The organism is Kitasatospora sp. NPDC092039 (genome assembly GCF_044756065.1).
GTDB lineage: Bacteria > Actinomycetota > Actinomycetes > Streptomycetales > Streptomycetaceae > Kitasatospora.
This window is the reverse complement of sequence record NZ_JBIVSD010000020.1, coordinates 146,907-170,777: the sequence shown is the minus strand read 5'-3', so window position 1 is coordinate 170,777 and position 23,871 is coordinate 146,907. Positions and strand designations below refer to the sequence as shown.

Here is a 23,871-nt window from a genome sequence, read left to right as displayed (position 1 = left end):
GGAGTAGACCAATGACTTCATCCTCCCCTGCCGCCCCGCGAGGCAGGGAACGCCGGCCGCGCGACAGCCGGGTCGGCGACAAGATCTTCATGAACCTCGCCCGGGGCTCGGGCATCCTGCTGCTGGTCATCATGGCCGCCATCGCGGCGTTCCTGACCTGGCGGTCGGTCCTCGCCCTGAGCACCAACGAGGGCAACTTCCTCACCAGCTTCGAGTGGACGCCGGACGCCCCGAAGCCCGTCTTCGGCATCGCCGTGCTGGCCTTCGGCACCGTCGTCAGCGCGGTCATCGCGATGGCGATCGCCGTCCCGGTGGCCATCGGGATCGCGCTGTTCATCTCGCACTACGCTCCGCGCCGGATCGCCCAGCCGTTCGCCTACCTGGTCGACCTGCTCGCCGCCGTCCCCAGCATCGTCTACGGCCTCTGGGGCGCGCTCTTCCTGGTGCCGCACCTGGACGGCCTGAACAGCTGGCTCAACGAGTACCTGGGCTGGACGTACGTCTTCGACCAGACCAGGACCGGGACCCCGCGCAACCTGTTCACCGTCGGCATCCTGCTGGCCATCATGGTCCTGCCGATCATCACCGCGGTCTCCCGCGAGGTGTTCCGCCAGGTGCCGCGGATGCACGAGGAGGCGGCGCTCGCGCTCGGCGCGACCCGCTGGGAGATGATCCGCACCGCGGTGCTGCCGTTCGGCCGCCCCGGCATCATCTCGGCCTCGATGCTCGGCCTCGGCCGCGCGCTCGGCGAGACCATCGCGGTCGCGGTGGTGCTGTCCGCCAGCAACGTCCTGTCGCTGCACATCCTGGACGCCGGCGGCGGCACGTTCGCGCAGAACATCGCGCTGAAGTTCAACGAGGCCGGTGACAACGGCCGCGACGCGCTGATGGCCTCCGGCCTCGTCCTGTTCGTCATCACCCTGCTGGTGAACGGTGCCGCGCGAATGATCATCGCCCGCCGCAAGGAGTACTCGGGGGCCAACGCATGACCGTCACCGCCGTCGTCGAGGACGCCCGGCCCGTCGGCCGTCCGCTGACCGCCAACCGCCTGCCCAAGTGGGCCCCGGCCGCCGTCGCCGCCGGTTCGATCGCGCTCGGCTGCGGGATCGGCCTGGCCGGCGGGCTGGCCAGCCACCTCCAGTGGGGCTTGATCTCGGCCCTGCTCTTCCTGCTGGTCGGCTACGCGCTCTCGGCCAGGGTCGAGGGCCGCCGGCAGGCCAAGGACCGGCTCGCCACCTCGGTGGTCTGGGTCGCCTTCATCCTGGCCGTCGTGCCGCTGGTCGCCCTGTCGTTCTACACCGTCCAGCAGGGCATCGACGTGGTCGACGGGAACTTCCTGGGCCACTCCATGAAGGGCGTGATCCAGTCCGGGCCCGGCGGCGGCATCTACCACGCGCTGATCGGCACCCTGGAGCAGGTCGGCCTGGCCACCGCGATGGCCGCCCCGATCGGTCTGCTGACCGCCGTCTACCTGGTCGAGTACGGCCGGGGCAGGCTCGCCAAGGCGGTCACCTTCTTCGTCGACGTCATGACGGGCATCCCGTCGATCGTCGCCGGTCTGTTCGTCCTCTCGCTCTGGAACCTCGCCCTGGGCTTCGGCTACTCCGGCTTCTCGGGCAGCCTCGCGCTGGCCATCCTGATGATGCCGGTCGTGGTCCGGTCCACCGAGGAGATGCTGAAGCTCGTCCCGAACGAGCTGCGCGAGGCCTCGTACGCGCTCGGCGTGCCGAAGTGGAAGACCATCCTGCGGATCGTCCTCCCCACCGCGATCGGCGGCATCACCACCGGTGTGATGCTCGCGGTCGCCCGCATCACGGGCGAGACCGCCCCGGTGATGATGCTGGTGTTCGGCGCCGACTACATCAACAACAACCCGTTCGACGGACCGCAGCAGTCCCTGCCGATGTACATCTGGACGCAGTACTCGCAGGTCAACAACGACTTCGGCTACGCCCGTGCCTGGGGCGCGGCGCTGGTGCTGATCGCCTTCGTGATGGGGCTCAACCTCGTCGCCCGGGGCATCGCGCGCTGGCGCTCGCCCAAGGGCGGACACTGAGCGACCGACTGACGTACGAGACAGACGAGAGAAGCAAACGATCATGGCCAAGCGCATCGACGTCAGCGGACTGTCGGCCTTCTACGGCACCACCAAGGCCATCGAGGACATCTCGATGAGCATCGAGCCCCGTTCGGTCACGGCCTTCATCGGCCCGTCCGGCTGCGGCAAGTCCACCTTCCTGCGGACCCTCAACCGGATGCACGAGGTGATCCCGGGCGCCCGGGTCGAGGGCAAGGTCCTCCTGGACGACGAGAACCTGTACGCCTCCAACGTCGACCCGGTCGCCGTGCGCCGCTCGGTCGGCATGGTCTTCCAGCGCCCGAACCCGTTCCCGACCATGTCGATCTACGACAACGTGATCGCCGGTCTGCGGCTCGCCGGCGTGAAGAAGAAGTCCGTGCTGGACGAGGTGGTGGAGCGCTCGCTGAAGGGCGCCAACCTCTGGAAGGAGGTCCACACCCGGCTGAACAAGCCCGGGGCCGGCCTCTCCGGCGGTCAGCAGCAGCGCCTGTGCATCGCCCGCGCCATCGCGGTCGAGCCCCAGGTCCTGCTGATGGACGAGCCCTGCTCCGCGCTCGACCCGATCTCGACCCTCGCCATCGAGGACCTGATCGGGGAGCTGAAGGAGCAGTTCACCATCGTCATCGTGACCCACAACATGCAGCAGGCGGCCCGCGTCAGCGACCGCACCGCCTTCTTCAACCTGGCCGGCGTCGGCCAGCCGGGCAAGCTGATCGAGCTGGACGACACCCAGCGGATCTTCTCGAACCCGCAGGTCCAGGCGACCGAGGACTACATCTCCGGCCGCTTCGGCTAGACCCGGCCCCGTCACGGGCGGCGCCCCGGGCGCCGAGGAGCGTGACGGACCGCGAGCTGTCCCGTGGTGCTGCATGGCGGTGCCGCCGCGGGACATGGAAAAGGGCCCGCCCCCGAGATGTGGGGGCGGGCCCTGCCCGTTCGCCGGTCCTGCGGGGGCGTCAGCCCCAGAACAGGTGGACGAACCAGTACACCAGCGCTGCGACGATGGCGGCCGCCGGCATCGTGATGAACCAGCCGAGCACGATGTTCTTCGCGACGCCCCAGCGCACCGCGCGGATCCGCTTGGTCGCGCCCGCGCCCATGATCGCCGAGGTGATCACGTGCGTGGTCGAGATCGGCGCCTTGAAGACGAACGACGTGATGTACATGACGGTCGAGGCGGTGGCCTCGGCGGCGAAGCCCTGCGGGGGGTCCAGCTCGATGATCTTGCGGCCCAGGGTCCGCATGATCCGCCAGCCGCCCGCGTAGGTGCCCAGCGAGAGCATCGTCGCGCAGGAGATCTTCACCCAGACCGGGATCCCGTTGCCGGCCTGGTGGCCGGAGATGGTCAGGGCCATGACCACGATGCCCATGGTCTTCTGGGCGTCCTGGAGGCCGTGCGCCAGGGCCATCGCGGCGGCCGAGGCGGTCTGGGCGACCCGGAAGTTGCGCTTGGCCCGGTGCGGGTTGGCCCGGCGGAAGATCCACAGGATCGCCAGCATCACCAGGAAGCCGCCGACCAGGCCGACCACCGGCGAGACGATCATCGGGATGACGATCTTCTCGAGGACCCCGCTCCAGATCACGTCGACGCCGCCGGCCAGCGCCGCGCCCACCATGCCGCCGAACAGCGCGTGCGAGGAGGAGGACGGGAGGCCGAAGTACCAGGTGACCAGGTTCCAGGCGATCGCCCCGACCAGGGCGGCGAACAGGATCGCCATCCCCTGGTTGCCGCTCGGCGTCTCGATGATCCCCTTGGAGACGGTGTGCGCCACCCCGCTGCCGAGGAACGCGCCGGCCAGGTTCATCACCGCGGCCATCGCCAGCGCCGCCCGGGGGGTGAGCGCCCGGGTGGAGACCGAGGTGGCGATCGCGTTCGCCGAGTCGTGGAAGCCGTTGGTGTACGTGAAGAAGAACGCAACGCCGATGACGGCGATGAGTGCTGCCATGTCCACGAGGGTCAGGACTCCTTGACGGCGATGGTCTCCACCGTGTTGGCGACGTGCTCGAAGGCGTCCGCCGCCTCCTCAAGGACGTCCACGACCTGCTTGAGCTTGAGGACCTCGATGGCGTCGTACTGACCGGAGAACAGGTGGGCGAGCAGCTTGCGGTGGATCTGGTCGGCCTGGTTCTCCAGCCGGTTGACCTCGATCCAGTACTCGGTGAGGTTGGACATGCTGCGCAGGTTGGGCATCGCCTCGGCGGTGAGTTCCGCGGCGCGCGCCAGCACCTCGATCTGCTGCTCGATGCCCTTCGGCAGGGTCTGGATGTCGTAGAGGACGACCAGGTCGACGGCCTCCTCCATGAAGTCCATGATGTCGTCCAGCGACGAGGCGAGGCTGTAGATGTCCTCGCGGTCGAAGGGCGTGATGAAGGACGAGTTCAGCTGGTGGAAGACGGCGTGGGTGGTGTCGTCCCCGGCGTGCTCGGCGGCGCGCATGCGCTCGACGATCTCCGCACGGGCCGACACGTCTGATCCCAGCAGCTCCAAAAGGAGCTTCGATCCGACGACGAGGTTCTCCGCCGCGGCGGCGAACATGTCGTAGAAGCTCGTCTCCTTCGGGGTCAGGCTAAAACGCACGGAAATCTCCGATGTGCGGGGTAGGGACTGAACGATGCTAGGTGCAACCAAGCGCAATCGCGCAAACGGGGTGTCGGGGAAGGAGCCGGAACCTCCCCTTCCGTTCGACTGCCGCACCGGGTGATCCGGGCGCACCACCACGTGGGGGCGCGGGACCCCAGTCTGACGGAACCTCGCCCGGATTGTCCCCGTCGTGCGCACGGAAGAGCGGGGCGCCGCTCAGACGGCTCAACCGACGGGCACCCGTCCACCGGGCCCCGCGGCACATGCCGGGTCGGCCGTCGGAACACCACGGAAGGCCCCGGTGTTGGACACTGGTGGCCGACGCAGCCACCAGGCACTGAGACGAAGGCGGGGCCGATGACCACGACGCAAGCGCGCACCGAGCCGGAGCACGCGCAGGGGACCGACCCGCAGGCCGGCCACGCTCCGGCGGGGCACCACGGCCCGCACGGCTACAGCGCGCAGAAGGACGCCCACCTCAAGCGGCTGCGCCGGATCGAGGGCCAGGTCCGCGGCCTCCAGCGGATGGTCGACGAGGACGTCTACTGCATCGACGTGCTCACCCAGGTCTCGGCCAGCACCAAGGCGCTGCAGTCCTTCGCGCTCTCCCTGCTGGAGGAGCACCTGCGGCACTGCGTCGCCGCGGCCGCCGAGGAGGGCGGCGCCGAGCTGGACGCCAAGGTGGCGGAGGCCACCGCCGCGATCAGCCGCCTGCTGCGCAGCTGAGCCGACGGGCCGTCCGCGGCTCAGCGGCCGTCCGCCGCTCCGGAGCCGTCGTCGCGGGGGCCGGTTAGCCGTCGGCCTCCCGGTCGGCCCGGCCGGGTCCGGTCCGGTCCAGCAGCACCTCGTCGATCCGCTCGGTCGGCAGCCGGTCGCCGGAGCTGGCCGTCGCTGCGATCATCAGCTCGCCGGCCAGATCGATCTCGTCGAGGGCCGCGTCGTCGTGGCCGCCGCTGCGGCCGCCCGTGGACGACACCACCTGCACCACCCCTTCAGTGCCTCGCCAGCCCGGGCGGCAGCCACCCGGAGTCCAGCCTAGGCACTTCGGGGCCCGTCCACATGGCACGGACGGGCCATCTCGGCGCCGCCGAAACGGGTGGCCGTCGCTCCCCGGACGGCCACCCGCTCCGGCCGCACCCCGTCTCGCCCCGGCGCCGGGGCGCTGCCCCGGCCGTCCAGGGCCTGTCGGACCCGCCCTACTTCGGGCTCTCCGTGGGCTTCACCTGGTAGATGTCCGAGGCCGCGGGCTCGGCCGCCTCCACCGGCCGGCCGAAGTCCCGCAGCGAGGTCGTCGACGTCACCTTCACCTGGTCCTTGGGATCCTTGGACCCGGCGACCCCGGCGAAGGTGAACACCTCGACCACCTTGTGCAGCCGGCCCTGGTCGTCCAGCCAGACGTCGTACGGGACCTCCTTGACGGTGAAGGTCTGCCCGCCCATCCGCAGGCCGTCACCGCCCCGGCCGCCCGTCGCGTCGGCCGCCTTCGCGAGGTCCAGGGTGCCCCGGTAGTGGTGCAGCGCGACCCCGTCGACGGTCTCGGTGCCCACCGCCTCCGCCTTCTGCGCGCCGCGCAGCGCCCCCGCCGCCGAGGCCGGGTCGGTGGCTCCGCTGCTGACCAGGTTGCCGTCCGGTAGCTGGCGCACGTCCAGCTTGACCCACTTGCCCTCGGGGACCTTGGCGCCGCTGTTCTGGAGGTAGACGGTGCCCGGCAGGACCACCTCGACGATCTTCCCGGTGGTCGCCGCGCCCGGCGGCACCTGGATCTCCAGCCGGCCGACCCGCTTGACGTAGTCGTAGCCGCCGGTGCCGCTGAACGAGGCCTTCTTCTCCGCGGACTCGGTGACCAGTTCGGTCGCGGTGCGCGCGGAGCCGGTGCGGCCGGTGATGTCGGCGGCGTTGCGCACCGCCGTCAGCGGATCCGCGGCGAGCTGGTCGGGGGCGCCCGACTGCTGGTCGGAGGAACCACCGCCGGCGCCGCCGGAGCAGCCGGCGGCTCCCGCCGCCAGGGCGGCGGCGAGCAGGGCGGCCCCGGCCGCCGCACGCAGGTGCGGACCCGGACGGCGTGCCGGCCGTCCGGCGCGCTGCTGGTCGGTCATCTTCATCCTCGCGAGAACCCCCTCGGGCCCGACTGCCCCGCCGGCCACCACCGGGTGGGCAGAGCTCTTTCCGGGCAAACGAGTTGGGGCGCCAGGGGTTACGCGGGACCGGAGCTCCGGGCGCGTCGCGCAGCGGGCGTCCGGCGCGTTACGGTGAACCACGTGCACAGTGAGCTGCCGGTCGCACCCGGCACCGCCCGGATGCCCGAACACCGCCTCGCGATCAGCGAGCGCGGCTCCTTCGCCTTCGCGACCTGCAGTTGTGGCTGGTACGCCCCGGCCCGCCGCTCGCGCGACCTGGCCCGCCGTGAGGGGGCCGGCCACCTCGGCGAGAACGGCGCCGAGCCGGACTGAGCCCCGGGGGGCTCCGGACGGCTCCTCCCGGGCTTCTGCGCGGCTCCTTCCGGCTTTCCCGGCGGTTCCTTCCGGGCCGTGGGGCCGCCGGGAGGTCAGGCCGCGAGGTCGGACTCCGGCGGCTGCTCCCCGGTCCGCACCGCCCCGCGCCCGCGCCGACGGCCGCGCGGACCGGTCCCGGTCCCGGTCCCGGCACGGGCCGCGCCGCCGCGCTCGGGCGCCCGGATCAGCGGGGCGACCGCCGTCCGGCTCAGCGCGTGGCAGAACGGCACCAGCACCGCCATGGCGATCGGCGCCAGCAGCAGCACCACGGCGACGGCGAGCGCGAAGCCGCCGATCACGTCGGTCGGGTAGTGGACGCCCATGAACATCCGGCAGAAGCCCTGGAGGACCGCCAGCCCGCCGGCGATCCAGCCCAGCCTGCGGTTCACCAGGAACAGCGCCACCGCGACGCCCATGGTCATGGTCGAGTGGTCGCTGACGAAGGAGTGGGTGCCGGCCTTGCCGTCCACCAGCACCAGCAGCCCGGGATGGTCGACGAAGGGGCGCGGGCGGTCGACGATCGCGGCGATCGGCAGGTTGGCCAGCTCGGCGAGGGCCACCGAGATCGGGACCCAGAGCAGCCCGGCCATCGCCACCGGCGCGTCCGGACGGCGCCTGGCCTGGAGCCAGGCGACCAGGCCGAGCATCGCCAGGCCGATCAGGATGCCGTACTCGCCGACCCACGAGACCATGTGGTCCAGCCACTGCGGGGAGCGCTTGGCCAGGCCGTTGACGGCGTAGAGCAGGTCGAGGTCGGGGTTGGTCGTGTCGGCAAGCGGCGTCGACACGCCGCACCTCCTTCTGGTCCGCTGCAGCTGGTCGTCGTGGCCGGGGCCCGCCCGGTGCGGGTAGCTGACGAGGGGCCACCGGAGGAAACGTCATTTCCGGGGCACAGCGTTCCACGGAAACGCGCGGTTATCGAAACTTGACTCAGCGTCCACAGTGCGCACACAGGTCCCGGCCGTCCGGTCGCACCGGATCTACCGTCCCGGGCCGGCGGGGCTCGGTCCGGCCTGCGCGGGCGGGGCGGCGGCGACCGCTCGGGCGGGGGGCGCCGGTGCGCCGCCCTGGCTCGCCGCGGGGGTGGTGGGCTGCGTCCCGCCCGGACGGCTCGGGGCGTTGACCGCGCCGTCGTTGTTCCGGGTCGGCAGCGCCTGGGCGCCGTCCGAGGTGACCCGGGTCGCCCCGATGTACTCCCTGGTGTCGATCCTGTCGTAGCGGATCACCGCGCCGGTGTGCGGCGCGTTGATCATGTAGCCGCCGCCGACGTAGATCCCGACGTGGTGGATGCTCCGCGGATCACCGAGGTCCGTCGCCCAGAACACCAGGTCACCGGGCCGCAGTTGGTCGCGCGACGGGTGCGGCCCGGCGTACCACTGGTCGTTGGCCACCCGGGGCAGAGTGATGCCCACGCTGGCGAACGCGGCCTGGGTCAGGCCCGAGCAGTCGAACCGCCCGTTCTGCGAGGGCAGGCCCTCACCGCCCCACAGGTACGGGGTGCCGAGCTTGGTCTGCGCGAAGTAGATCGCGGCCGCCGCCTGCGAGGACGCCTCCACCGGCGCGGTCGGCGCGGTGAAGCTGCGGGCCATCGCCTGGATGTTCCGCACGTAGCCCTGGGTCTCCTTGTACGGCGGTACGCCGTTGTACCGCTCCACCGCGCCCTCGCCGGCGTTGTAGGCGGCCAGCATGTTGGCCTGCGGATCGCCCGGGACCTTCGCGATCCGCTTGGCGATCGCGCAGTCGTAGGTCGCCGCCGAGGCGATGGCGTCCAGCGGGTCCCAGACGTCCGCCCTGCCGTCCCCGCTGCCGTCGGTGGCGTACTCGGTCCAGGTGCCCGGCATGAACTGCGCCATCCCCTGCGCCCCGACCCCGGAGCGCGCCCTGGGGTCGAAACCGCTCTCCTGGTACAGCTGCGCCGCGAGCATCGGCGCGGAGATCTCGGGGCAGAGCCCGCCCCACCGCTGGATCGGTTCCTGATAGGCCGCGGGGACCGTTCCGGGGGACAGGGCGGAACGATTCGCCGACTGCTGCGGCGTCCCACTCGCCGCATAAGTCCCCATCGTCACCAGCCCGATGAACCCGAACCCAACAACTCCCGCAGCGGCGGCGGCCGGCCCGGCCTTCCGGAGTACCATCAGCACCATCCCGACGAATCGTCAGTCGAAGTGTCCCGGAAGGCGTTGCTCACCGCAATCATCAGAGACACGAACAGTGAGCGCTATCCTTCGTACGGTGTACATCCTCGCGTACGTGTCCGATGCCTCACGACCAATCCGCGAGAAGTAGCCAAGTCGACATCAGATCTGGCCAAGAATAGGTACCGACCCTTCGCGCGGGCCGGGTCCGGGCCCTTGAATTTGCCTGATCGGGCGGTGAGATGGAAATGAACCTGAGCAGCGTGCACACCAATGCGGTCAGCCACCTGGCCGAGGACCCCCCCAAGAAGCCGAACATCGACACCATCATCGGCGGAATCGCCCCGGACTGGGGCCCGTTCGCGACCCTCGGGTCCGAGGCACGGGTGATGGTCGAGGTCGTCATGGCCGTCGCCATCCTCATCTGCCTCGGCATCGCGGTCTGGGGCGCGGCCAAGCAGCGGATCGGGGCGACCGCGATGCGCGACAGCTTCGGCGCCGAACAGGGCAAGGGGCTGATCGTCGCCGGACTGACCGGCGTGTTCATCATCGGATCGCTCGGCACCCTGTTCACCATTGTCTACGGAATGGCGATCTGACGATCGGACAGTAGTAGTCCGACCTGCCCGGGACCGGATCCGCGTCCGGACCCCCTCCGGGGCAGGCCCGCCAGGAGTCCACCCCCGTTCCCACCCTCCGTCCGCGCCCGCCCCCGGGTGGAGGGCCCCCGGAGCCGCCCCGGCTCCCCGCACCAGGAGGGCCGCCGTGCCGTTGTCCGACGACCAGCCGCGCACCCGTACGCGCCTGCCGGTCGGCGAACAGTCCTCCACCCAGCCGAACCTCCGCCAGGCCCGGCCGATGCGCGCCCTGCTGGCCGTCCTGGTCGTCGTCACCCTGCTCGTGGTGGCCGTCGCCGTCGCCAACCGCGTCACACCCGGAGGCGGCGGGGGAAGCGGCGGCGGTGGCGCCTCCGCCGACCGCGCCGCCTCCGGCGCCGGTCCGGCCCCCAGCGGCGACCAGCCCGTCGGCACCACCGTCAACGGCATCCCGACCGGCTACCCGCACACCGAGCCGGGCGCCCAGTCGGCCGCCACCAACTACGCGGTGGCGATCGGCTCTGCGGACATGTTCCGCACCGACAGCCGGCACGGCATCGTCACCACCATCGCCGACCCGGGCGCCCTGGCGGGGCTGCAGAACCGGCTGGACCAGGGCTTCTCCCCCGAGACGGCGGCCAGGTTCGGAGTCGATTCGCAGGGGCGTCCGCCGAAGGGTCTGACCTTCGTCAGTCGGACGATCCCGGTCGGGACCAAGAGCAGTGGCTACACCGCGGACAGCGTAAAGATCGACGTCTGGTGCACGGGCCTGTTCGGACTGGCTGGTGAGCGTTCCACCAAGCCCGTCTCCGAGGAATGGTTCACACTCAGTCTCAGCCTGCGGTGGACGGGGACGGACTGGAAGCTCAGCGACTACAGCCGTGTGGCGGGGCCGGCCCCGATTCCGCCGGATCAGCAGGCCGCGACCGCCGAGGAGATTACTGGTGCCGTCGAGCAGTTCGGAGGCTTCCACTATGCCCGCTGACGGAAACCCGGGCGTCGTCCGGCGGACCATGGGCCGGGTGACGGGGGTGGTCCTGTTCGGCGCCCTCTCGGTCATGGCAACGGCGCATCGCGCGCTGGCGGAGCCCTCGCCCACTCCGAGCTCCGGACCGACCAACACGAGCTGCCCGGGCGTCCCGCTTCCCGGCAACGACGTCTACTGCGCTCCGCCTGGCGGGGGCTCTCTTCCCGGGGCCAACACCGTCAACACCGTGACCGACCCCCTCGGGTCGTTGGCCAAGAGCTGTGCGCAGGCCGCCGCGTGGGTGGTGCGGAAGCTGTCGGGGGCGATCGACGGGACGACGCAGGTGGACTTCACCAACGCGTCGTTCCTGCAGCAGTACGCCGTGGTGTTCGCCGTGTCGACGGTGATCACGCTGGTGCTGTGGCTGCTGGCGGTGTCGAAGCGGGCGGTGCGGGGGGCGCCGTTGGCGACGGCGTTCTCGGAGGCGATCGGGTTCCTGTGGCTGACGGTGGTGGCGTCCGCGTTCACGCCGTTGATCCTCTACACCGTGGTGAGCGTGACGGACGGGCTGACCAAGGCGATAGCGGTCGGGACGAAGACGGACACCGGGTCGTACCTGGGAGGGTTCGCCGACACGTTGGAGAAGGGCGACGTGGGCGGCGGCCCGCTGATCCTGGTGATCGTGTCGCTGGTGGCGGTGCTGGCGGCGGCGGTGCTCTGGGTCGAGCTGCTGATCCGGGCGGCGATGCTGTACGTCGGCGCGCTGCTCGGTACGGCGGTGTACGCGGGGCTGGTGGACCGGCAGCTGTGGAAGCACGTGCGGCGCTGGGCGGGGGTGATGCTGGCGGTGGACCTGGCGAAGCCGATCATCGTGGTCATCCTGGGTCTGGCGGGCGCGGTGGCGACCGGGGCCGGGGCCGACGACGACTTCGCCCGGGTGCTGTCCGGGCTGGCGATCCTGTTCCTGTCGATCTTCGCGAGCGCGTCGGTCTACCGCTTCGTGCCGGGCTTCGGCGACGAGATGCTGAACCTGCGGGGGGCCCGGGCGAACGCCGTCCAGGCCGGTTCGGCGATGATCAACGGCACCGCGAACCTGATGAAGCAGGGCATCAGCACCCACGGCGACCGCGGTCCGCAGGCGGCCGGCACGGGTGGCGGCGGGGGCGCGGGCGGCGGTTCGGTGGCGCCGGGCATCGCCGCCCACGCCGGCCGGACGCCGGTCCCGCCGCCGCAGGGCGGACCGCCGCCGGCTCCGGTTCCGATCCGCGACAGCAATCCAGCGAAGGGGGGGTGACGGGTAAGTGAGCAGCGAACCGCTCGGCCAGTACGGCGCCCAGTACGCCCAGCCGTACGTGCACCAGCGCCGCACCTACCTGATCGGCAAGGCCCGCCCGAACGCGCCGATCGGCCGGAACCGGGAGTCCGGCGAGATCATGCTGATCATCTTCGGGGCCTTCCTCGGCATGCTCTGGGGCCTGCTGATGCCGGTCCTGCCGCTGCGGATCGGCGGTCTGGTCGGTCTGCCGGCGCTCGCCATCGCGGCGGTGTACGTGCCGTACCGCAAGCGGACGTTCTACAAGTGGGTGGAGATCAACCGCACCTACCGCCGGACGGTCCGCAGCGGGCGGGCGGTGTGGCGCTCGGACGTGATGGACGCCGGCACCCGGCTGGACGGCCGGGAGGTGGAGGTCGGTCCGCCGCCCGGGGTGGGGCGGCTGCGCTGGCTGACGGCGCCGTTCGGGCCGGACGAGGTCGGGGTGCTGATGCACCTGGAGCGGCGCACGGTGACGGCCGCGATCGAGATCGAGGGCCCGGGCGTCGGGCTGCGCGACTCGGAGGACCAGGAGGCCCTGGTCGACCGGTTCGGGACGCTGCTGAAGCACGTCGCCAACGGGGACGGCTTCGTGACCCGGCTGCAGATCCTGGCCCGGACCCTGCCGGCCGACCCGGACGCGCACGCCAAGGACGTCGAGCGGCGCGGCGACCCGTCCTCGCCGCGCTGGCTGCAGGACTCGTACGACCAGCTCCAGTCGATGGTGTCGACCTCCTCGGAGCAGCACCGGGCGTACCTGGTGGCCTGCATGCACTACACCCGCGACCTGGCGGCCGAGGCGCACGCGATGGGCCGGACGGCCACCGGGCGGCGGGCGCGGGACGACGAGGGGCTGGCGGCCGTGATGGCGCGCGAGCTGACCGACATCTGCGCCCGGCTGGCCGAGGCGGACATCCGGGTGCGCCAGCCGCTGGGCCAGGCCCGGCTCTCCTCGCTGCTGCACTCGATGTACGACCCGGACCACCCGATCGACCACATCCAGGCGATGTCCCGGCGCAACGCCTGGCCGGCCGAGCTGGATGCGACCGAGCCGCAGTACCTGCAGGCGAAGACCCGGGAGTCGGCGACCCGGGAGCCGTGGTGCCACGCCACCGCATGGATCAAGGAGTGGCCGCTCACCCCGGTGGGCGTCAACTTCCTGGCGCCGCTGCTGGTGCACACCCCGGACGTGATCCGGACGGTCGCGGTGACGATGGACCTGGAGCCCACCGACGTCGCGATCGAGCGGATGCTGACCGAGAAGACCAACGACGAGGCCGAGGCCAGCCGCGCGGCGAAGATGAACCGCACGGTCGACCCGCGCGACCTGGCCCACACCGGCCGGGTGGACCAGCGCGGTGACGACCTGGCCTCCGGTGCGGCCGGGGTGAACCTGGTCGGCTACATCACGGTCTCCTCGCGCAACCCCGACGCGCTGGCCCGCGACAAGCGGACCATCCGGGCCTCGGCCGGCAAGAGCTACCTCAAGCTGGAGTGGTGCGACCGCGAGCACCACCGGGCCTTCGTGAACACCCTCCCGTTCGCCACCGGCATCCGCCGCTGACCACCGCCGTCCGTCCGGATCCCCGTCCACCGCTGACCCGTCAGGAGGCCGCCCATGGCCCTCGGCAACCTCACCGAGGCGTTCACCAGCCTGATGTTCGGCAAGGTGGAGACCACCCGCCTGCCGGTGCGCACCTCCACCGGCCAGGCGCAGGCCGTCTACCTGCCGACCGCCGCGCCCGGGCTGGGCGACTCCGGTGTGATCATCGGCCGTGAGGTGTACAGCGGCAAGGGGTACGTGTACGACCCCTTCCAGCTGTACGGGCAGCAGTTGCCCGCCCCGCACTGGCTGGTGCTCGGCGAGTCCGGCAACGGCAAGTCGGCGCTGGAGAAGACGTACGTGCTGCGGCAGCTGAGGTTCCGCGACCGTCAGGTGGTGGTGCTGGACGCGCAGGGCGAGGACGGCGTGGGCGAGTGGAACCTGATCGCCGACGCGCTGGGCATAAAGTCGATCCGCCTGGACCCGATGGCGGCCCGGGACGGCGGGGTGAAGCTCAACCCGCTGGACCCGGCGATCACCCAGACCGGCCAGTTGTCGCTGCTGCGCACCATCGTCGAGGTGGCGATGGGGCGCGGGCTGGAGGAGCGGGCCGGCTTCGCGTTGAAGGCCGCGCACGCCCACGTCGTCGCCTCGGTGACGGACCGCCAGCCGGTGCTGGACGACATCATCGACACGCTGCGCAGTCCCCACCCGTCCTCGGTGGAGTCGCTGGGCGTGGGGGTGGACGAGGTGCAGTCCTGGGGCCTGGACGTGGCGCTGGTGCTGGACCGGCTGGTCGACGGCGACCTGCGCGGCATGTTCGACGGGTCGACCACCGAGGGCATCGACCTGGACGCGCCGCTGATCGTCTTCGACCTGTCGCACATCGACCGCAACTCGATCGCGATGCCGATCCTGATGGCGATCGTCGGGGTGTGGCTGGAGCACACCTGGATCAGGCCGGACCGGAAGAAGCGCATCTTCCTGGTCGAGGAGGCCTGGCACATCATCAACAGCCCGTTCGTGGCCCAACTGTTCCAGCGGCTGCTGAAGTTCGGCCGCCGGCTGGGCCTGTCCTTCGTGGCGGTGGTGCACCACCTGTCCGACGTGGTGGACGGCGCGGCGGCCAAGGAGGCGTCGGCGATCCTGAAGATGGCCTCCACCCGGACGATCTACATGCAGAAGGCGGAGGAGGCGCGGGCCACCGGCCGGGTGCTGGGCCTGCCGCGCTGGGCGGTGGAGATCATCCCCACACTTTCGCCGGGCATCGCGGTCTGGGACGTCAACGGCAACGTCCAGGTGGTCAAGCACATCATCACCGAGGCCGAGCGCCCGCTGGTCTACACCGACCGTGCGATGACCGAGGACGCGGTGGCCGAACGGGTGCGTGCGGAACGGCAGTTGGCGGCCGAGCCGGGGGTCTGAGCCGGCGCCCGAGGCCCGGCGGCCGACCCCCGGGCCGCGGGCGCGCGGGGCGCTCCGCGCAGGCTCCGCTCCCCGCCGACGGCGACGGTTCGTCAGCAGGTAATCCTCTCGTTACGTTCGACGTCCTGACAGCTACGCGCGTTGACCCTAGGCTTCGCAGTCGCAACACATCTCGAACGCCGACGCTGTCCACAGCCGGTGCTCCTTCCAAGGTGCAGGGGAACCCTTCATGCTCACCGTCAGATCCCGACGGACGGCGCTCGCCGTCGTCGCCGCCGCAGGTCTGCTCGGCACGGTGGCCGTGCCGACGGCCGCCCAGGCCGCCGGCGCCGACGCCAAGCGCCACAAGACCGTCAACCTCCAGCTGCTGGCGATCAACGACTTCCACGGAAACCTGGAACCCCCGGTCGGCAGCTCCGGCACGATCAAGGAGATCGACCCGGCCACCGGCAAGGAGGTCGCCACCCCGGCCGGCGGCATCGAGTACCTGGCCACCGAGCTGCGCAAGGCGCGGATCCCGGCCGACGACTCGATCACCGTCGCGGCCGGCGACATCATCGGTGCCAGCCCGCTCACCTCGGCGCTCTTCCACGACGAGCCGACCATCGAGGCGATGGACAAGCTCGGCCTGGACGTCACCTCCGTGGGCAACCACGAGTTCGACGAGGGCGCGCAGGAGCTGCTGCGCATGCAGGAGGGCGGCTGCCACCCGACCGACGGCTGCTACGAGGCCGGCCGTACCTTCAAGGGCGCCAACTTCAACTACCTGTCGGCCAACGTCACCGACGAGAAGACCGGCAAGCCGCTGCTGGCCCCGTACTGGATCACCAAGTCCCAGGGCGTGAAGGTCGGCTTCATCGGCGTCACCCTGGAGGGCACGCCGAACATCGTGACCGCCGAGGGCGTCAAGGGCCTGAAGTTCGCCAACGAGGTCACCACGATCAACAAGTACGCCGCCGAGCTCAAGGCCAAGGGCGTCAACTCGATCGTCGCGCTGATCCACGAGGGCGGCTACCCGGCCAGCGCCGTGTACAACTACGACTGCGGCGCGGCCGGCCAGGGCGTCTCCGGCCCGATCGTCGACATCGCGCAGAGGATCGACCCGGCGGTCGGCGCCATCGTCACCGGCCACACCCACAACGCGTACGCCTGCAGCATCCCCGACCCCAACGGCGTCCCGCGCTCGGTGACCAGCGCCGCCTCCTTCGGCCGGCTCTTCACCGAGATCGACATGAAGCTGGACAAGACCACCGGCGAGATCGTGCGTCCCTCGGTCAAGGCCGCGAACCACGTGGTGCGCCGCACGGTCGAGAAGGCGCCCGACATGACGGCGCTGGTCGACCACTACTCCAAGCTGGCCGCCCCGATCGCCAACCGTCCGGTCGGCTACATCGCCTCGGACATCAACGGCCGCGGCAGCAGCGACCTGGAGAAGCCGCTCGGTGACGTGATCGCCGACGCCCAGCTGGAGGGCCTCGCCCCCGCCGGCAAGGGCGGCGCGCAGATCGCCTTCATGAACCCCGGCGGCATCCGCTCCGACCTGGTCCACAAGGCCTCGGGCGGCGAGGGCGACGGCGTGGTGACCTACGGCGAGGCGTTCACCGTCCAGCCGTTCACCAACATGATGCAGGTCAAGACGCTGACCGGCGCCCAGCTGGTCCAGCTGCTCCAGCAGCAGGTGAGCGGCTCCAACGCCGCCGCGCCGAAGATCCTCCAGGTGTCCTCGAACCTGCACTACACCCTGGACATGCGCAAGACCGGCGCGGACCGGGTGGTCCTGGACTCGGTCCGGCTGAACGGCGCCCCGGTCGACCCGGCCGCCAGCTACCGGGTCGCGGCCAACGAGTTCCTGGCCGGCGGCGGCGACGGCTTCCCGGCCTTCGCGGCCGGCACCGACAAGCTGGTCGGCGCCTCCGACCTGGACGTCTTCACGGCCTACCTGGGCGCCCACAGCTCGGCGGGCGCGCCGCTGCAGGCCCCGGCGCAGGACCGGATCAAGATCATCGGCCCGGGCAGCGACATCGACTGACCGTGAGCCGGTCCAGGAGGGGGCGGGTGGGGCGCTGTCGGGGCGCCCCGCCCGCCCCCTCCGCCGTTCCGGCGCCCCGTGGACGCCGGGGCCCCGTCACTCCGGGGCGGGGCCGCCGGGCAGCCGGACGGTGGCCAGCGCGCCCGGGCCGCCGTCCGCGGCCGGGCCGAGGGTGACCTCGCCGCCCGCCTCCCGGGCGCTCTGCGCGACGATCGACAGCCCGAGGCCGGAGCCCGGCAGCTGCCGCGAGGAGGGCGAGCGCCAGAACCGGTCGAAGACGTACTGGAGCTCGTCCGGCGGGATGCCGGGGCCGTGGTCCCGGACGGTCAGCACGCCCTGGTGCAGCCGGACCTCGATGGTGCCGCCGGGCGGGCTGTACTTGACCGCGTTGTCCAGCAGGTTGATCACGGCCCGTTCCAGCCCGGCCGCGTCGCCGTGCACGTACCAGGGCTCGGTGTCGGTCTCGAAGACCAGCCCCGGGCCGCGCAGCTCGGCCCGCTCGACGGCCCGGGCGGCGATCTCGTGCAGGGCGGCCACGGTGGGCGCGGGGCCGCTCTTCGGGGTGTCCGGGCGGGAGAGCTGGAGCAGGTCGCCGATCAGGACGGTGAGCTCCCGCATCTGCGCCTTCATGTTGCCGAGCAGCTTGGTCCTGGTCGCGGCGGGCAGCGGGCGGCCGGTCTGGTCGCTGCGGATCAGCAGGTCGACGTTGGTGCGCAGGGAGGTCAGGGGGGTGCGGAGCTCGTGCCCGGCGTCGGCGATCAGCCGGGTCTGCCGCTCGCGGGAGTTGGCCAGGGCGGTGCTCATGGAGTTGAACGAGGTGGACAGCCGGGCGATCTCGTCGTGGCCGTGGACCGGGATGGTGGTGCCGACCTCCTCGGTCCGGGCGATGTGCTCGACGGCGTCGGTGAGCCGGTCGACCGGCTTGAGGGCGGAGTGGGAGACCAGGCGCCCGGCGACGGCGGCGAGCAGGACGCCGCCGGCGGCGACGGAGCCGAGCAGGACGGCGAGGCCCCGGAGCGACTCCTCGACGGGCTGGGTGGAGGTCGCGACCATGACGACGACCGGGACCCTGTACCGGGGGTCCTCGGTCAACCGGACCAACGCGGGTTCCCCGTTGGTGTACCGGCCCTCCCGGATGATCGACTGGCCGGGCGCGAGCCGGAAGGCGGCTGAGTCCTCCGGCACGGTCACGATCGCCTTGGTCGCGCCGGGGGGCAGGCAGACCCCCGTGCCGCGCGCGAGGAACTGGGTGTCCCGGGGGGCGGCCGCGCTGATCCCCTGCGGGCTGCCGCCGGGCTGGCGTTCCAGCGCGTGTTCCGGGGTGTCGTAGCAGGCGAGGTCCCCCCGGCCGACCGGGGCCGGCGGCGCCCCGGCGAGGTCCGCGCGGACCTGGCCGTACAGCTGCTTCTCCACGATGAACCAGCACGCCAGCGCCGACAGCGCGATCGCCACCGCCACCGCCGCCGCGCTCAGGAAGGTGAGGCGGCTGCGCAGCGAGCGGGAGCGGTACCAGCGGAGGAGGCGCCGCCGGCGGTCGGCGGCGCGCGACGGGACCAGCGGCGGGGCGAGCGGAGGGGGCGGGACGTCGTTCACGCGTTCGTGCCGGCGGCCGGGCGCAGGGCGTAGCCGACGCCGCGCACGGTCTGGATCAGCCGGGGCATGCCGCCCTGCTCGGTCTTGCGGCGCAGGTACATCACGTACACGTCCAGGGAGTTGGAGGAGGGCTCGAAGTCGAAGCCCCAGACCGCCTTGAGGATCTGTTCGCGGGTGAGGACCTGGCGGGGGTGGGCGAGGAACATCTCCAGCAGCATGAACTCGGTGCGGGTGAGCTCGATCGGCTTGCCGGCCCGGGTGACCTCGCGGGTGGCGGTGTTCATCCGCAGGTCGGCGAAGGCGAGCACCTCGCTCTCGTCCTCGACGGCCGCGCGGGCGGCGGCTTCGGCGGCGAGGGCGTTGCGGCGCAGCAGGGCGCGGACGCGGGCGAGCAGTTCGTCCAGCTCGAAGGGCTTGGCGAGGTAGTCGTCGGCGCCGACGTCGAGGCCGGTGACGCGGTCGCCGACGGCGTCGCGGGCGGTCAGCATCAGCACCGGGACGGTGTCGCCGCGCGAGCGCATCCGGCGGACGGCGGTGAGGCCGTCCATCCGGGGCATCATGATGTCCAGCAGGACGAGGTCGGGCCGGTCGCGTTCGACGGACTCCAGGGCCTCGTAGCCGTCGGTGGCGGTGGCGACCTCGTACCCCTCGAAGGCGAGGCTGCTCTCCAGGGCGTCCCGGAGGGCGGGTTCGTCGTCGACCACGAGGAGCCGGGCGGAGGGGTGGCCGGCCTCGGCGATGGTGCGGTCGTCGGCGGACGGGGTCATGGGCGGGTGCCCTTTCTCGTCGGGGGGAGGGCCTGCTGGGAGCAATTGTCCGTCTCAGGGCGTGCGGCTCACAGGCTCTGGCCGGCTTCGAGTTTCGGCAGCACCTGCTTGACGTCGTTGATCGGGATGGCGAAGCCGAGGCCGACGCTGCCGGCCGGGCCGCTGCCGGAGGAGCCGGAGCCGCCGGGCGCGTACATCGCCGAGTTGACGGCGATGACCTGGCCTTCGGCGTTGATCAGCGGGCCGCCGGAGTTGCCGGGGTTGAGCGCGGCGTCGGTCTGGAAGGCCTTGTAGGTGGTGCTGGTGCCGGACTGCGGGGCGGTGCCGCGCAGGCCGGGCAGGTAGGGGAGGCCGAAGCCGCCGTTGGCGCTGGTGCTGCCCTCGTCGAGCTGGACGGTGACGTCGCGGTTCTCCGCGCTGATGATGCCGGAGGTGACGGTGCCGGTGAGGCCGTCGGGGTTGCCGATGGCGACGACCGGGTCGCCGACGGCCACCGTGGAGGAGTCGCCGAGGACGGCGGGGACGAGGTCCTTCGCGCCGGTCGCGGTGATGACGGCGACGTCGAGGGCCTTGTCGGTGCCGGTGACGGTGGCCTGGGCGGTGGAGCCGTCCTTGAAGGTGACGGTGATCCGGCCGCCGGCGGCCGCCGTGTCGATCACGTGGTAGTTGGTGAGGATCCGTCCGTCGGTGTCCAGGACGACGCCGGTGCCGGTGGCGGTGCCGGTGCCGGTCCTGACGGTGATCTGGACGGTGCTGGGCGAGACGGCGGCGGCGACGGCGGCCACGTCGGCGCTGCCGTCGGAGCGGGCGGAGACCGGGCTGGCGACGGTGCCGACGCGGTTGTCGGGGTTCTGCCGGTCGGCGGCGACCAGTCCGCCGGTGACCCCGCCGAGGAGGGCGGCGACCGCGGCGACGGCGGTGACCAGGGCGAGCCGGCCGCGCAGCAGTCCGCGCCGGGCCCGGCTGCCGCGGTCGCCGGGGCCCTCGGGGGAGCCCGGTCCGAGGAGCGTGGGCGGCTCGGGCGGGATCGGCGGGGGCGGCGGCGGTCCGTCGAAGGCGCCGCCGGCGTGGTCCTCGCGGTAGCCGTACCCGTGCCCGTACCCGGGTCCGTACCCGTCCGGGCCGCCGACGGCCGGGCCGCCGCCGAGCACGGTGCCCTCGATCACCCGGGGCCGGCGGGCCGGGTCCGGATCGTGCTGCTGCCGGGTCTCGTACGGGTCGTGCGGCTCACTGGGGTGGCGCTGCTGTTCGGTCATGCCGACCAAGCTCGGCCCGCCGCATGAGGAGTGCATGAGAACCGGCTCAGAACGGGGAGAGAAGCCCGTTGGGTTCTCATAAAGCCTGGTCAGGCCGTCTGCCGAGCGGAGCCGGCCGCTCCGGTCCGTGCCGGCTACTCCGCCCCGGACCGGCCGGGGGCGTCGCCGGCGCAGCCGCAGGAGCGGCGGATGACCAGCCGGGACGGGAAGGTGCGGACCCGCTCGGTGTCCGAGCCGGGCACCATCAGCGAGTCGTCGAGCACCAGGTCCACGGCGGCCCGGGCCATCGCGTCGCGGTCGGAGGCGACGGTGGTCAGCGGCGGGTCGGCGAGCGCGGCCTCCGGCACGTCGTCGAAGCCGGCCACCGCGAGGTCCTCCGGGACCCGCAGGCCGACCTCGCGGGCGGCCCGCAGCACGCCGATCGCCTGGTCGTCGGTGGAGCAGAAGATCGCCCGCGGCCGGTCCGGCGAGCGCAGCACGTCCAGCGCGACGTCGTAGGCGCCGTAGCGGTGGAAGGGCGCGTCGATCAGGTGCGGCTCGGTGGGGACGCCGTGCGCGTCCATGGCGCGCTGCCAGCCCTCGACGTGGTCGATGACCGGGTCGCCGGGGGCGGGGGACTCGACCGGGCCGCCGAAGCAGGCCACGTACGGGTGCCCGTGGACCTCCAGCAGGTGGCGCACGACCGCCTCGGCGCCCGCCACGTCGTCGGTGACCACCGCGACGTCGTCGATCGCCTCGGGCCGGCGGTGCAGCAGCACCACCTTGGCGCCCTCCATCGCGGCGAACTCCTCGGCGGCGCGCTGCGAGGGGCCCTGGCTGACCAGGATCAGGCCGGAGACGCGCATCCCGAGGAAGGCGCGGACGTAGTGCACCTCGCGGTCGTCCACGTAGTCGGAGTTGCCGATCAGCACGAGCTTGCCGCGCTCGGAGGCGGCCCGTTCCACGGCGTGCGCCATCTCGGCGAAGAAGGGCTGGCGGGCGTCCGGGACGACCATGCCGATCAGGTTGGTGCGCCGGGAGGCCATCGCCTGGGCGACGCTGTTCGGCCGGTAGCCGAGCTGTTCGATCGCGGCGAGGACCTTCTCGCGGGTCGCGGGCGCGACCGGGCGCGGCCCGTTGTTGATGACGTAGCTGACGACCGCGGTCGAGGTACCAGCCAGTCGGGCTACATCGTCGCGCGTCACTTTGGCCACGGGGGGAGTCTACGCGTGTGGTCTCCGGGACGGCAGTGGGATCCGGGGCCCCGTTCGGCAGGCCGGCCGGCGGGGCCGGGAGGAACCGGACAAGCCGGGCGGGGCGGCCCGCCCGGCTCCGCGCCGGTGTCCGGACGGGCCCGGGCTCAGGCCTCCAGGGGGGCGGCGGGGCGCTGGGCGAGCTCCGGCCGTTCGCCCTTCTCGGGCTTCTCCGGGACGACGAAGCGGTAGCCGACGTTGCGTACGGTGCCGATCAGCTGTTCGTGCTCGACGCCGAGCTTGGCGCGCAGCCGCCGGACGTGCACGTCGACCGTCCGGGTGCCGCCGAAGTAGTCGTAGCCCCACACCTCCTGGAGCAGCTGCGCCCGGGTGAAGACCCGGCCGGGGTGCTGCGCGAGGTACTTGAGCAGCTCGAACTCCTTGAAGGTGAGGTCGAGCGCCCGGCCCTTGAGTTTGGCGGAGTAGGTGGCCTCGTCGACCGAGAGGTCGCCGTTGCGGATCTCCATCGGGCTGTCGTCGGAGGCGACCTGGAGGCGGCCGAGCGCGAGCCGCAGCCGGGCCTCGACCTCGGCCGGGCCGGCGGTGTCCAGCAGGACGTCGTCGATGCCCCACTCGGCGGTGACGGCGGCCAGGCCGCCCTCGGTGACCACCAGGATCAGCGGGCAGCCGATGCCGGTGGAGCGCAGCAGCTGGCAGAGGCTGCGGATCTGCGGCAGGTCGCGCCGGCCGTCCACCAGGATGACGTCCGCGCTGGGGGTGTCCACCAGGGCCGCGCCCTCGGCGGGAGCCACCCGGACGTTGTGCAGCAGAAGTCCGAGGGCCGGCAGCACCTCGGCTGAAGGCTGCAGCGCATTGGTGAGGAGGAGGAGAGAACTCATACCCGGTGGTCCCCTTTCCGGGTCGTCGCGGTCGCATGACGGCTGCCGCCACAGCCGGATGGCGCACGTGCTGAGGGGGAGGGGAGGACGACGGCGGCCCGCGGCGAACCGGGGGAGCGGGCGGCGTGCAGGGCGCGACGGCGGGTCGGCCGGGGGTCCCGCAACCCCTGGCGCACCGTTTCTGCCCTGTTCATCACCGTGAACCCTCCGGTCTGGTCCGGCGGTGGGTGGCGGCCCGGTGCCGGGTGGCGGCGCCCCGGCCGGCCGGGGCACCTCGTTGTGCCGCGTCAGGCGGGACGGTTCTGCTGCGCGCCGGGGGTGGGCCGACGAATCGCAAGAACGTCCGTACTGGCGTCCTGAAAGCACGAAAGGACCCGGGGGCGACTCTGCCCGGATCCCTCTTGGTGGTCGAGGATAGCCGACCGCCCCTTCCGCCGGGAGTGCGGGAATCCGGCGGTTCGCCCAATTCGGGCGTGCGCCGGGTGAGGCTGGACACAGCTTCGAGCGCCGGGCCGGCGCCACCCGGTGGCGGTCCGGTGGGAGGCCGGTGCGCGTTCCGGGTCCGTCCGGCCGGGGCGATTGCCGCTCGTGGCGGCGGACACGCCATCATGGGACGCACATCGGAGGCGCTGTTCGGGTCCATCGTTCGGGTGGTCGGGCGGCCGTCGCGGTGGCGAGCCGGACCGGGGTACCGGGGGCCGGGCGAGGACGACGAGAAGGGGTGGCCCGATGGGCGCGACCACCGAGCCCGCGAGCGGCGCCCGGGTGCGCGGGACGATCCGCTACTGGGCGGCGGCGAAGTCCGAGGCCGGCCTGGCCGAGGAGCCGTACGAGGCGGCGACCCTGGCGGAGGCGCTGGCCGCGGCCAGGGAGCGGCACGCCGACCGGCCGAAGTTCGTCCAGCTGCTCGGGCACTGCTCGTACCTGGTCGACGGGGCCCAGGTGGGCGGCCGCGACCACGCGACCGTCGCCCTGACCGAGGGCGGGGCGGTGGAGGTCCTTCCCCCGTTCGCGGGAGGCTGAG

General features: G+C 72.2%; 23 protein-coding genes. 12 read left to right on the top strand and 11 right to left on the bottom strand.

The genetic code is table 11. From position 1 onward, the window contains the following. Nucleotides 1-11: 11 nt before the first annotated feature. Genes pstC through pstB form a run of 3 tightly spaced genes read left to right on the top strand, consistent with a single transcriptional unit; the run spans nt 12 to nt 2,876 of the window. A complete protein-coding gene (pstC, locus tag ACIQI7_RS31900; RefSeq protein ID WP_387760460.1) occupies nt 12-989 on the top strand; it encodes a phosphate ABC transporter permease subunit PstC in 978 nt (325 codons plus the stop codon). After that, nucleotides 986-2,056, top strand: a complete 1,071-nt coding sequence (gene pstA, locus ACIQI7_RS31895; protein ID WP_387760461.1) for a phosphate ABC transporter permease PstA — start codon at nt 986-988, stop codon at nt 2,054-2,056. The genes pstC and pstA overlap by 4 nt, the downstream gene beginning before the upstream one ends. A 43-nt stretch (nt 2,057-2,099) precedes the next feature. Further along, entirely contained in the window at nt 2,100-2,876 is a 777-nt protein-coding gene (gene pstB / locus ACIQI7_RS31890; RefSeq protein WP_401116807.1) for a phosphate ABC transporter ATP-binding protein PstB, read from the top strand. Between the two features lie 160 nt (nt 2,877-3,036). Here the strand turns inward: pstB and ACIQI7_RS31885 are convergent, their stop codons facing one another. Together ACIQI7_RS31885 and ACIQI7_RS31880 are read right to left on the bottom strand one after the other, a co-directional pair. Next, nucleotides 3,037-4,032, bottom strand: coding sequence for an anion permease (locus tag ACIQI7_RS31885; RefSeq protein ID WP_401116805.1), 996 nt, complete (start codon nt 4,030-4,032; stop codon nt 3,037-3,039). Nucleotides 4,033-4,037: 5 nt separating this feature from the next. Then, nucleotides 4,038-4,658: a DUF47 domain-containing protein gene (locus tag ACIQI7_RS31880; protein WP_030059626.1), complete on the bottom strand. Its 621-nt coding sequence runs from the start codon at nt 4,656-4,658 to the stop codon at nt 4,038-4,040. A gap of 360 nt (nt 4,659-5,018) precedes the next feature. Between ACIQI7_RS31880 and ACIQI7_RS31875 the strand changes: the two genes are divergently transcribed. Next, on the top strand, nt 5,019-5,387 hold the full coding sequence (locus ACIQI7_RS31875; protein ID WP_401116803.1) for a metal-sensitive transcriptional regulator: 369 nt from the start codon (nt 5,019-5,021) through the stop codon (nt 5,385-5,387). A gap of 64 nt (nt 5,388-5,451) precedes the next feature. Here the strand turns inward: ACIQI7_RS31875 and ACIQI7_RS31870 are convergent, their stop codons facing one another. Continuing rightward, a complete protein-coding gene (locus ACIQI7_RS31870; protein WP_401116801.1) occupies nt 5,452-5,640 on the bottom strand; it encodes a hypothetical protein in 189 nt (62 codons plus the stop codon). Nucleotides 5,641-5,857: 217 nt separating this feature from the next. After that, nucleotides 5,858-6,757, bottom strand: coding sequence for a hypothetical protein (locus ACIQI7_RS31865; protein ID WP_401116799.1), 900 nt, complete (start codon nt 6,755-6,757; stop codon nt 5,858-5,860). A gap of 162 nt (nt 6,758-6,919) precedes the next feature. On the opposite strand from ACIQI7_RS31865, the gene ACIQI7_RS31860 reads away from it, so the two are divergent. Further along, a complete protein-coding gene (locus ACIQI7_RS31860) occupies nt 6,920-7,111 on the top strand; it encodes a hypothetical protein (RefSeq protein WP_401116797.1) in 192 nt (63 codons plus the stop codon). Nucleotides 7,112-7,206: 95 nt separating this feature from the next. Here ACIQI7_RS31860 and ACIQI7_RS31855 read toward each other — a convergent pair whose 3' ends face one another. Next, nucleotides 7,207-7,941, bottom strand: coding sequence for a phosphatase PAP2 family protein (locus ACIQI7_RS31855; RefSeq protein ID WP_401116795.1), 735 nt, complete (start codon nt 7,939-7,941; stop codon nt 7,207-7,209). Nucleotides 7,942-8,133: 192 nt separating this feature from the next. Beyond that, a complete protein-coding gene (locus ACIQI7_RS31850) occupies nt 8,134-9,288 on the bottom strand; it encodes an NlpC/P60 family protein (protein WP_401116793.1) in 1,155 nt (384 codons plus the stop codon). Between the two features lie 248 nt (nt 9,289-9,536). Between ACIQI7_RS31850 and ACIQI7_RS31845 the strand changes: the two genes are divergently transcribed. The 6 genes from ACIQI7_RS31845 to ACIQI7_RS31820 all read left to right on the top strand — a co-directional run bounded on the left by ACIQI7_RS31845 (nt 9,537) and on the right by ACIQI7_RS31820 (nt 17,160). Continuing rightward, entirely contained in the window at nt 9,537-9,887 is a 351-nt protein-coding gene (locus ACIQI7_RS31845; protein ID WP_387760469.1) for a hypothetical protein, read from the top strand. Between the two features lie 166 nt (nt 9,888-10,053). Next, nucleotides 10,054-10,869 (top strand): hypothetical protein, encoded by an 816-nt coding sequence (locus tag ACIQI7_RS31840; RefSeq protein WP_401116791.1) that lies wholly within the window; start codon nt 10,054-10,056, stop codon nt 10,867-10,869. Beyond that, nucleotides 10,859-12,145 (top strand): hypothetical protein, encoded by a 1,287-nt coding sequence (locus ACIQI7_RS31835; RefSeq protein ID WP_401116789.1) that lies wholly within the window; start codon nt 10,859-10,861, stop codon nt 12,143-12,145. The genes ACIQI7_RS31840 and ACIQI7_RS31835 overlap by 11 nt, the downstream gene beginning before the upstream one ends. Nucleotides 12,146-12,152: 7 nt before the next feature. After that, nucleotides 12,153-13,727 carry an SCO6880 family protein gene (locus tag ACIQI7_RS31830; RefSeq protein ID WP_387760472.1) on the top strand — a complete coding sequence of 525 codons (1,575 nt, stop codon included), beginning with the start codon at nt 12,153-12,155 and terminating at the stop codon, nt 13,725-13,727. Nucleotides 13,728-13,781: 54 nt separating this feature from the next. Beyond that, nucleotides 13,782-15,131, top strand: coding sequence for an ATP-binding protein (locus ACIQI7_RS31825; RefSeq protein ID WP_401116786.1), 1,350 nt, complete (start codon nt 13,782-13,784; stop codon nt 15,129-15,131). 229 nt (nt 15,132-15,360) lie between these two features. Continuing rightward, nucleotides 15,361-17,160: a bifunctional metallophosphatase/5'-nucleotidase gene (locus tag ACIQI7_RS31820; RefSeq protein WP_401116784.1), complete on the top strand. Its 1,800-nt coding sequence runs from the start codon at nt 15,361-15,363 to the stop codon at nt 17,158-17,160. Between the two features lie 96 nt (nt 17,161-17,256). Here ACIQI7_RS31820 and ACIQI7_RS31815 read toward each other — a convergent pair whose 3' ends face one another. The 5 genes from ACIQI7_RS31815 to ACIQI7_RS31795 all read right to left on the bottom strand — a co-directional run bounded on the left by ACIQI7_RS31815 (nt 17,257) and on the right by ACIQI7_RS31795 (nt 22,847). Further along, nucleotides 17,257-18,753, bottom strand: a complete 1,497-nt coding sequence (locus tag ACIQI7_RS31815) for an ATP-binding protein (protein WP_401116782.1) — start codon at nt 18,751-18,753, stop codon at nt 17,257-17,259. Next, complete coding sequence (locus ACIQI7_RS31810) at nt 18,750-19,520, bottom strand: response regulator transcription factor (RefSeq protein ID WP_387760476.1); 771 nt, start codon at nt 19,518-19,520, stop codon at nt 18,750-18,752. The genes ACIQI7_RS31815 and ACIQI7_RS31810 overlap by 4 nt, the downstream gene beginning before the upstream one ends. A gap of 68 nt (nt 19,521-19,588) precedes the next feature. Further along, entirely contained in the window at nt 19,589-20,776 is a 1,188-nt protein-coding gene (locus ACIQI7_RS31805) for a S1C family serine protease (RefSeq protein ID WP_401116779.1), read from the bottom strand. A 134-nt stretch (nt 20,777-20,910) separates the two neighbouring features. Then, on the bottom strand, nt 20,911-21,969 hold the full coding sequence (locus ACIQI7_RS31800; protein WP_401116777.1) for a LacI family DNA-binding transcriptional regulator: 1,059 nt from the start codon (nt 21,967-21,969) through the stop codon (nt 20,911-20,913). A 146-nt stretch (nt 21,970-22,115) separates the two neighbouring features. Further along, nucleotides 22,116-22,847 (bottom strand): response regulator transcription factor, encoded by a 732-nt coding sequence (locus ACIQI7_RS31795; protein ID WP_401116775.1) that lies wholly within the window; start codon nt 22,845-22,847, stop codon nt 22,116-22,118. 729 nt (nt 22,848-23,576) lie between these two features. Here ACIQI7_RS31795 and ACIQI7_RS31790 point away from each other — a divergent pair. Continuing rightward, on the top strand, nt 23,577-23,870 hold the full coding sequence (locus ACIQI7_RS31790; RefSeq protein ID WP_401116773.1) for a MoaD/ThiS family protein: 294 nt from the start codon (nt 23,577-23,579) through the stop codon (nt 23,868-23,870). Nucleotide 23,871: the final 1 nt, after the last annotated feature.

Excerpts from the sequence above, each read along its gene's own strand:
- pstC (WP_387760460.1), top strand. The coding sequence starts at position 12 with ATGACTTCATCCTCCCCTGCCGCCCCGCGAGGCAGGGAACGCCGGCCG.
- pstA (WP_387760461.1), top strand. The coding sequence starts at position 986 with ATGACCGTCACCGCCGTCGTCGAGGACGCCCGGCCCGTCGGCCGTCCG.
- pstB (WP_401116807.1), top strand. The coding sequence starts at position 2,100 with ATGGCCAAGCGCATCGACGTCAGCGGACTGTCGGCCTTCTACGGCACC.
- ACIQI7_RS31875 (WP_401116803.1), top strand. The coding sequence starts at position 5,019 with ATGACCACGACGCAAGCGCGCACCGAGCCGGAGCACGCGCAGGGGACC.
- ACIQI7_RS31865 (WP_401116799.1), bottom strand. The coding sequence starts at position 6,757 with ATGACCGACCAGCAGCGCGCCGGACGGCCGGCACGCCGTCCGGGTCCG.
- ACIQI7_RS31850 (WP_401116793.1), bottom strand. The coding sequence starts at position 9,288 with ATGGTACTCCGGAAGGCCGGGCCGGCCGCCGCCGCTGCGGGAGTTGTT.
- ACIQI7_RS31845 (WP_387760469.1), top strand. The coding sequence starts at position 9,537 with ATGAACCTGAGCAGCGTGCACACCAATGCGGTCAGCCACCTGGCCGAG.
- ACIQI7_RS31835 (WP_401116789.1), top strand. The coding sequence starts at position 10,859 with ATGCCCGCTGACGGAAACCCGGGCGTCGTCCGGCGGACCATGGGCCGG.
- ACIQI7_RS31825 (WP_401116786.1), top strand. The coding sequence starts at position 13,782 with ATGGCCCTCGGCAACCTCACCGAGGCGTTCACCAGCCTGATGTTCGGC.
- ACIQI7_RS31820 (WP_401116784.1), top strand. The coding sequence starts at position 15,361 with ATGCTCACCGTCAGATCCCGACGGACGGCGCTCGCCGTCGTCGCCGCC.
- ACIQI7_RS31810 (WP_387760476.1), bottom strand. The coding sequence starts at position 19,520 with ATGACCCCGTCCGCCGACGACCGCACCATCGCCGAGGCCGGCCACCCC.
- ACIQI7_RS31805 (WP_401116779.1), bottom strand. The coding sequence starts at position 20,776 with ATGACCGAACAGCAGCGCCACCCCAGTGAGCCGCACGACCCGTACGAG.
- ACIQI7_RS31795 (WP_401116775.1), bottom strand. The coding sequence starts at position 22,847 with ATGAGTTCTCTCCTCCTCCTCACCAATGCGCTGCAGCCTTCAGCCGAG.
- ACIQI7_RS31790 (WP_401116773.1), top strand. The coding sequence starts at position 23,577 with ATGGGCGCGACCACCGAGCCCGCGAGCGGCGCCCGGGTGCGCGGGACG.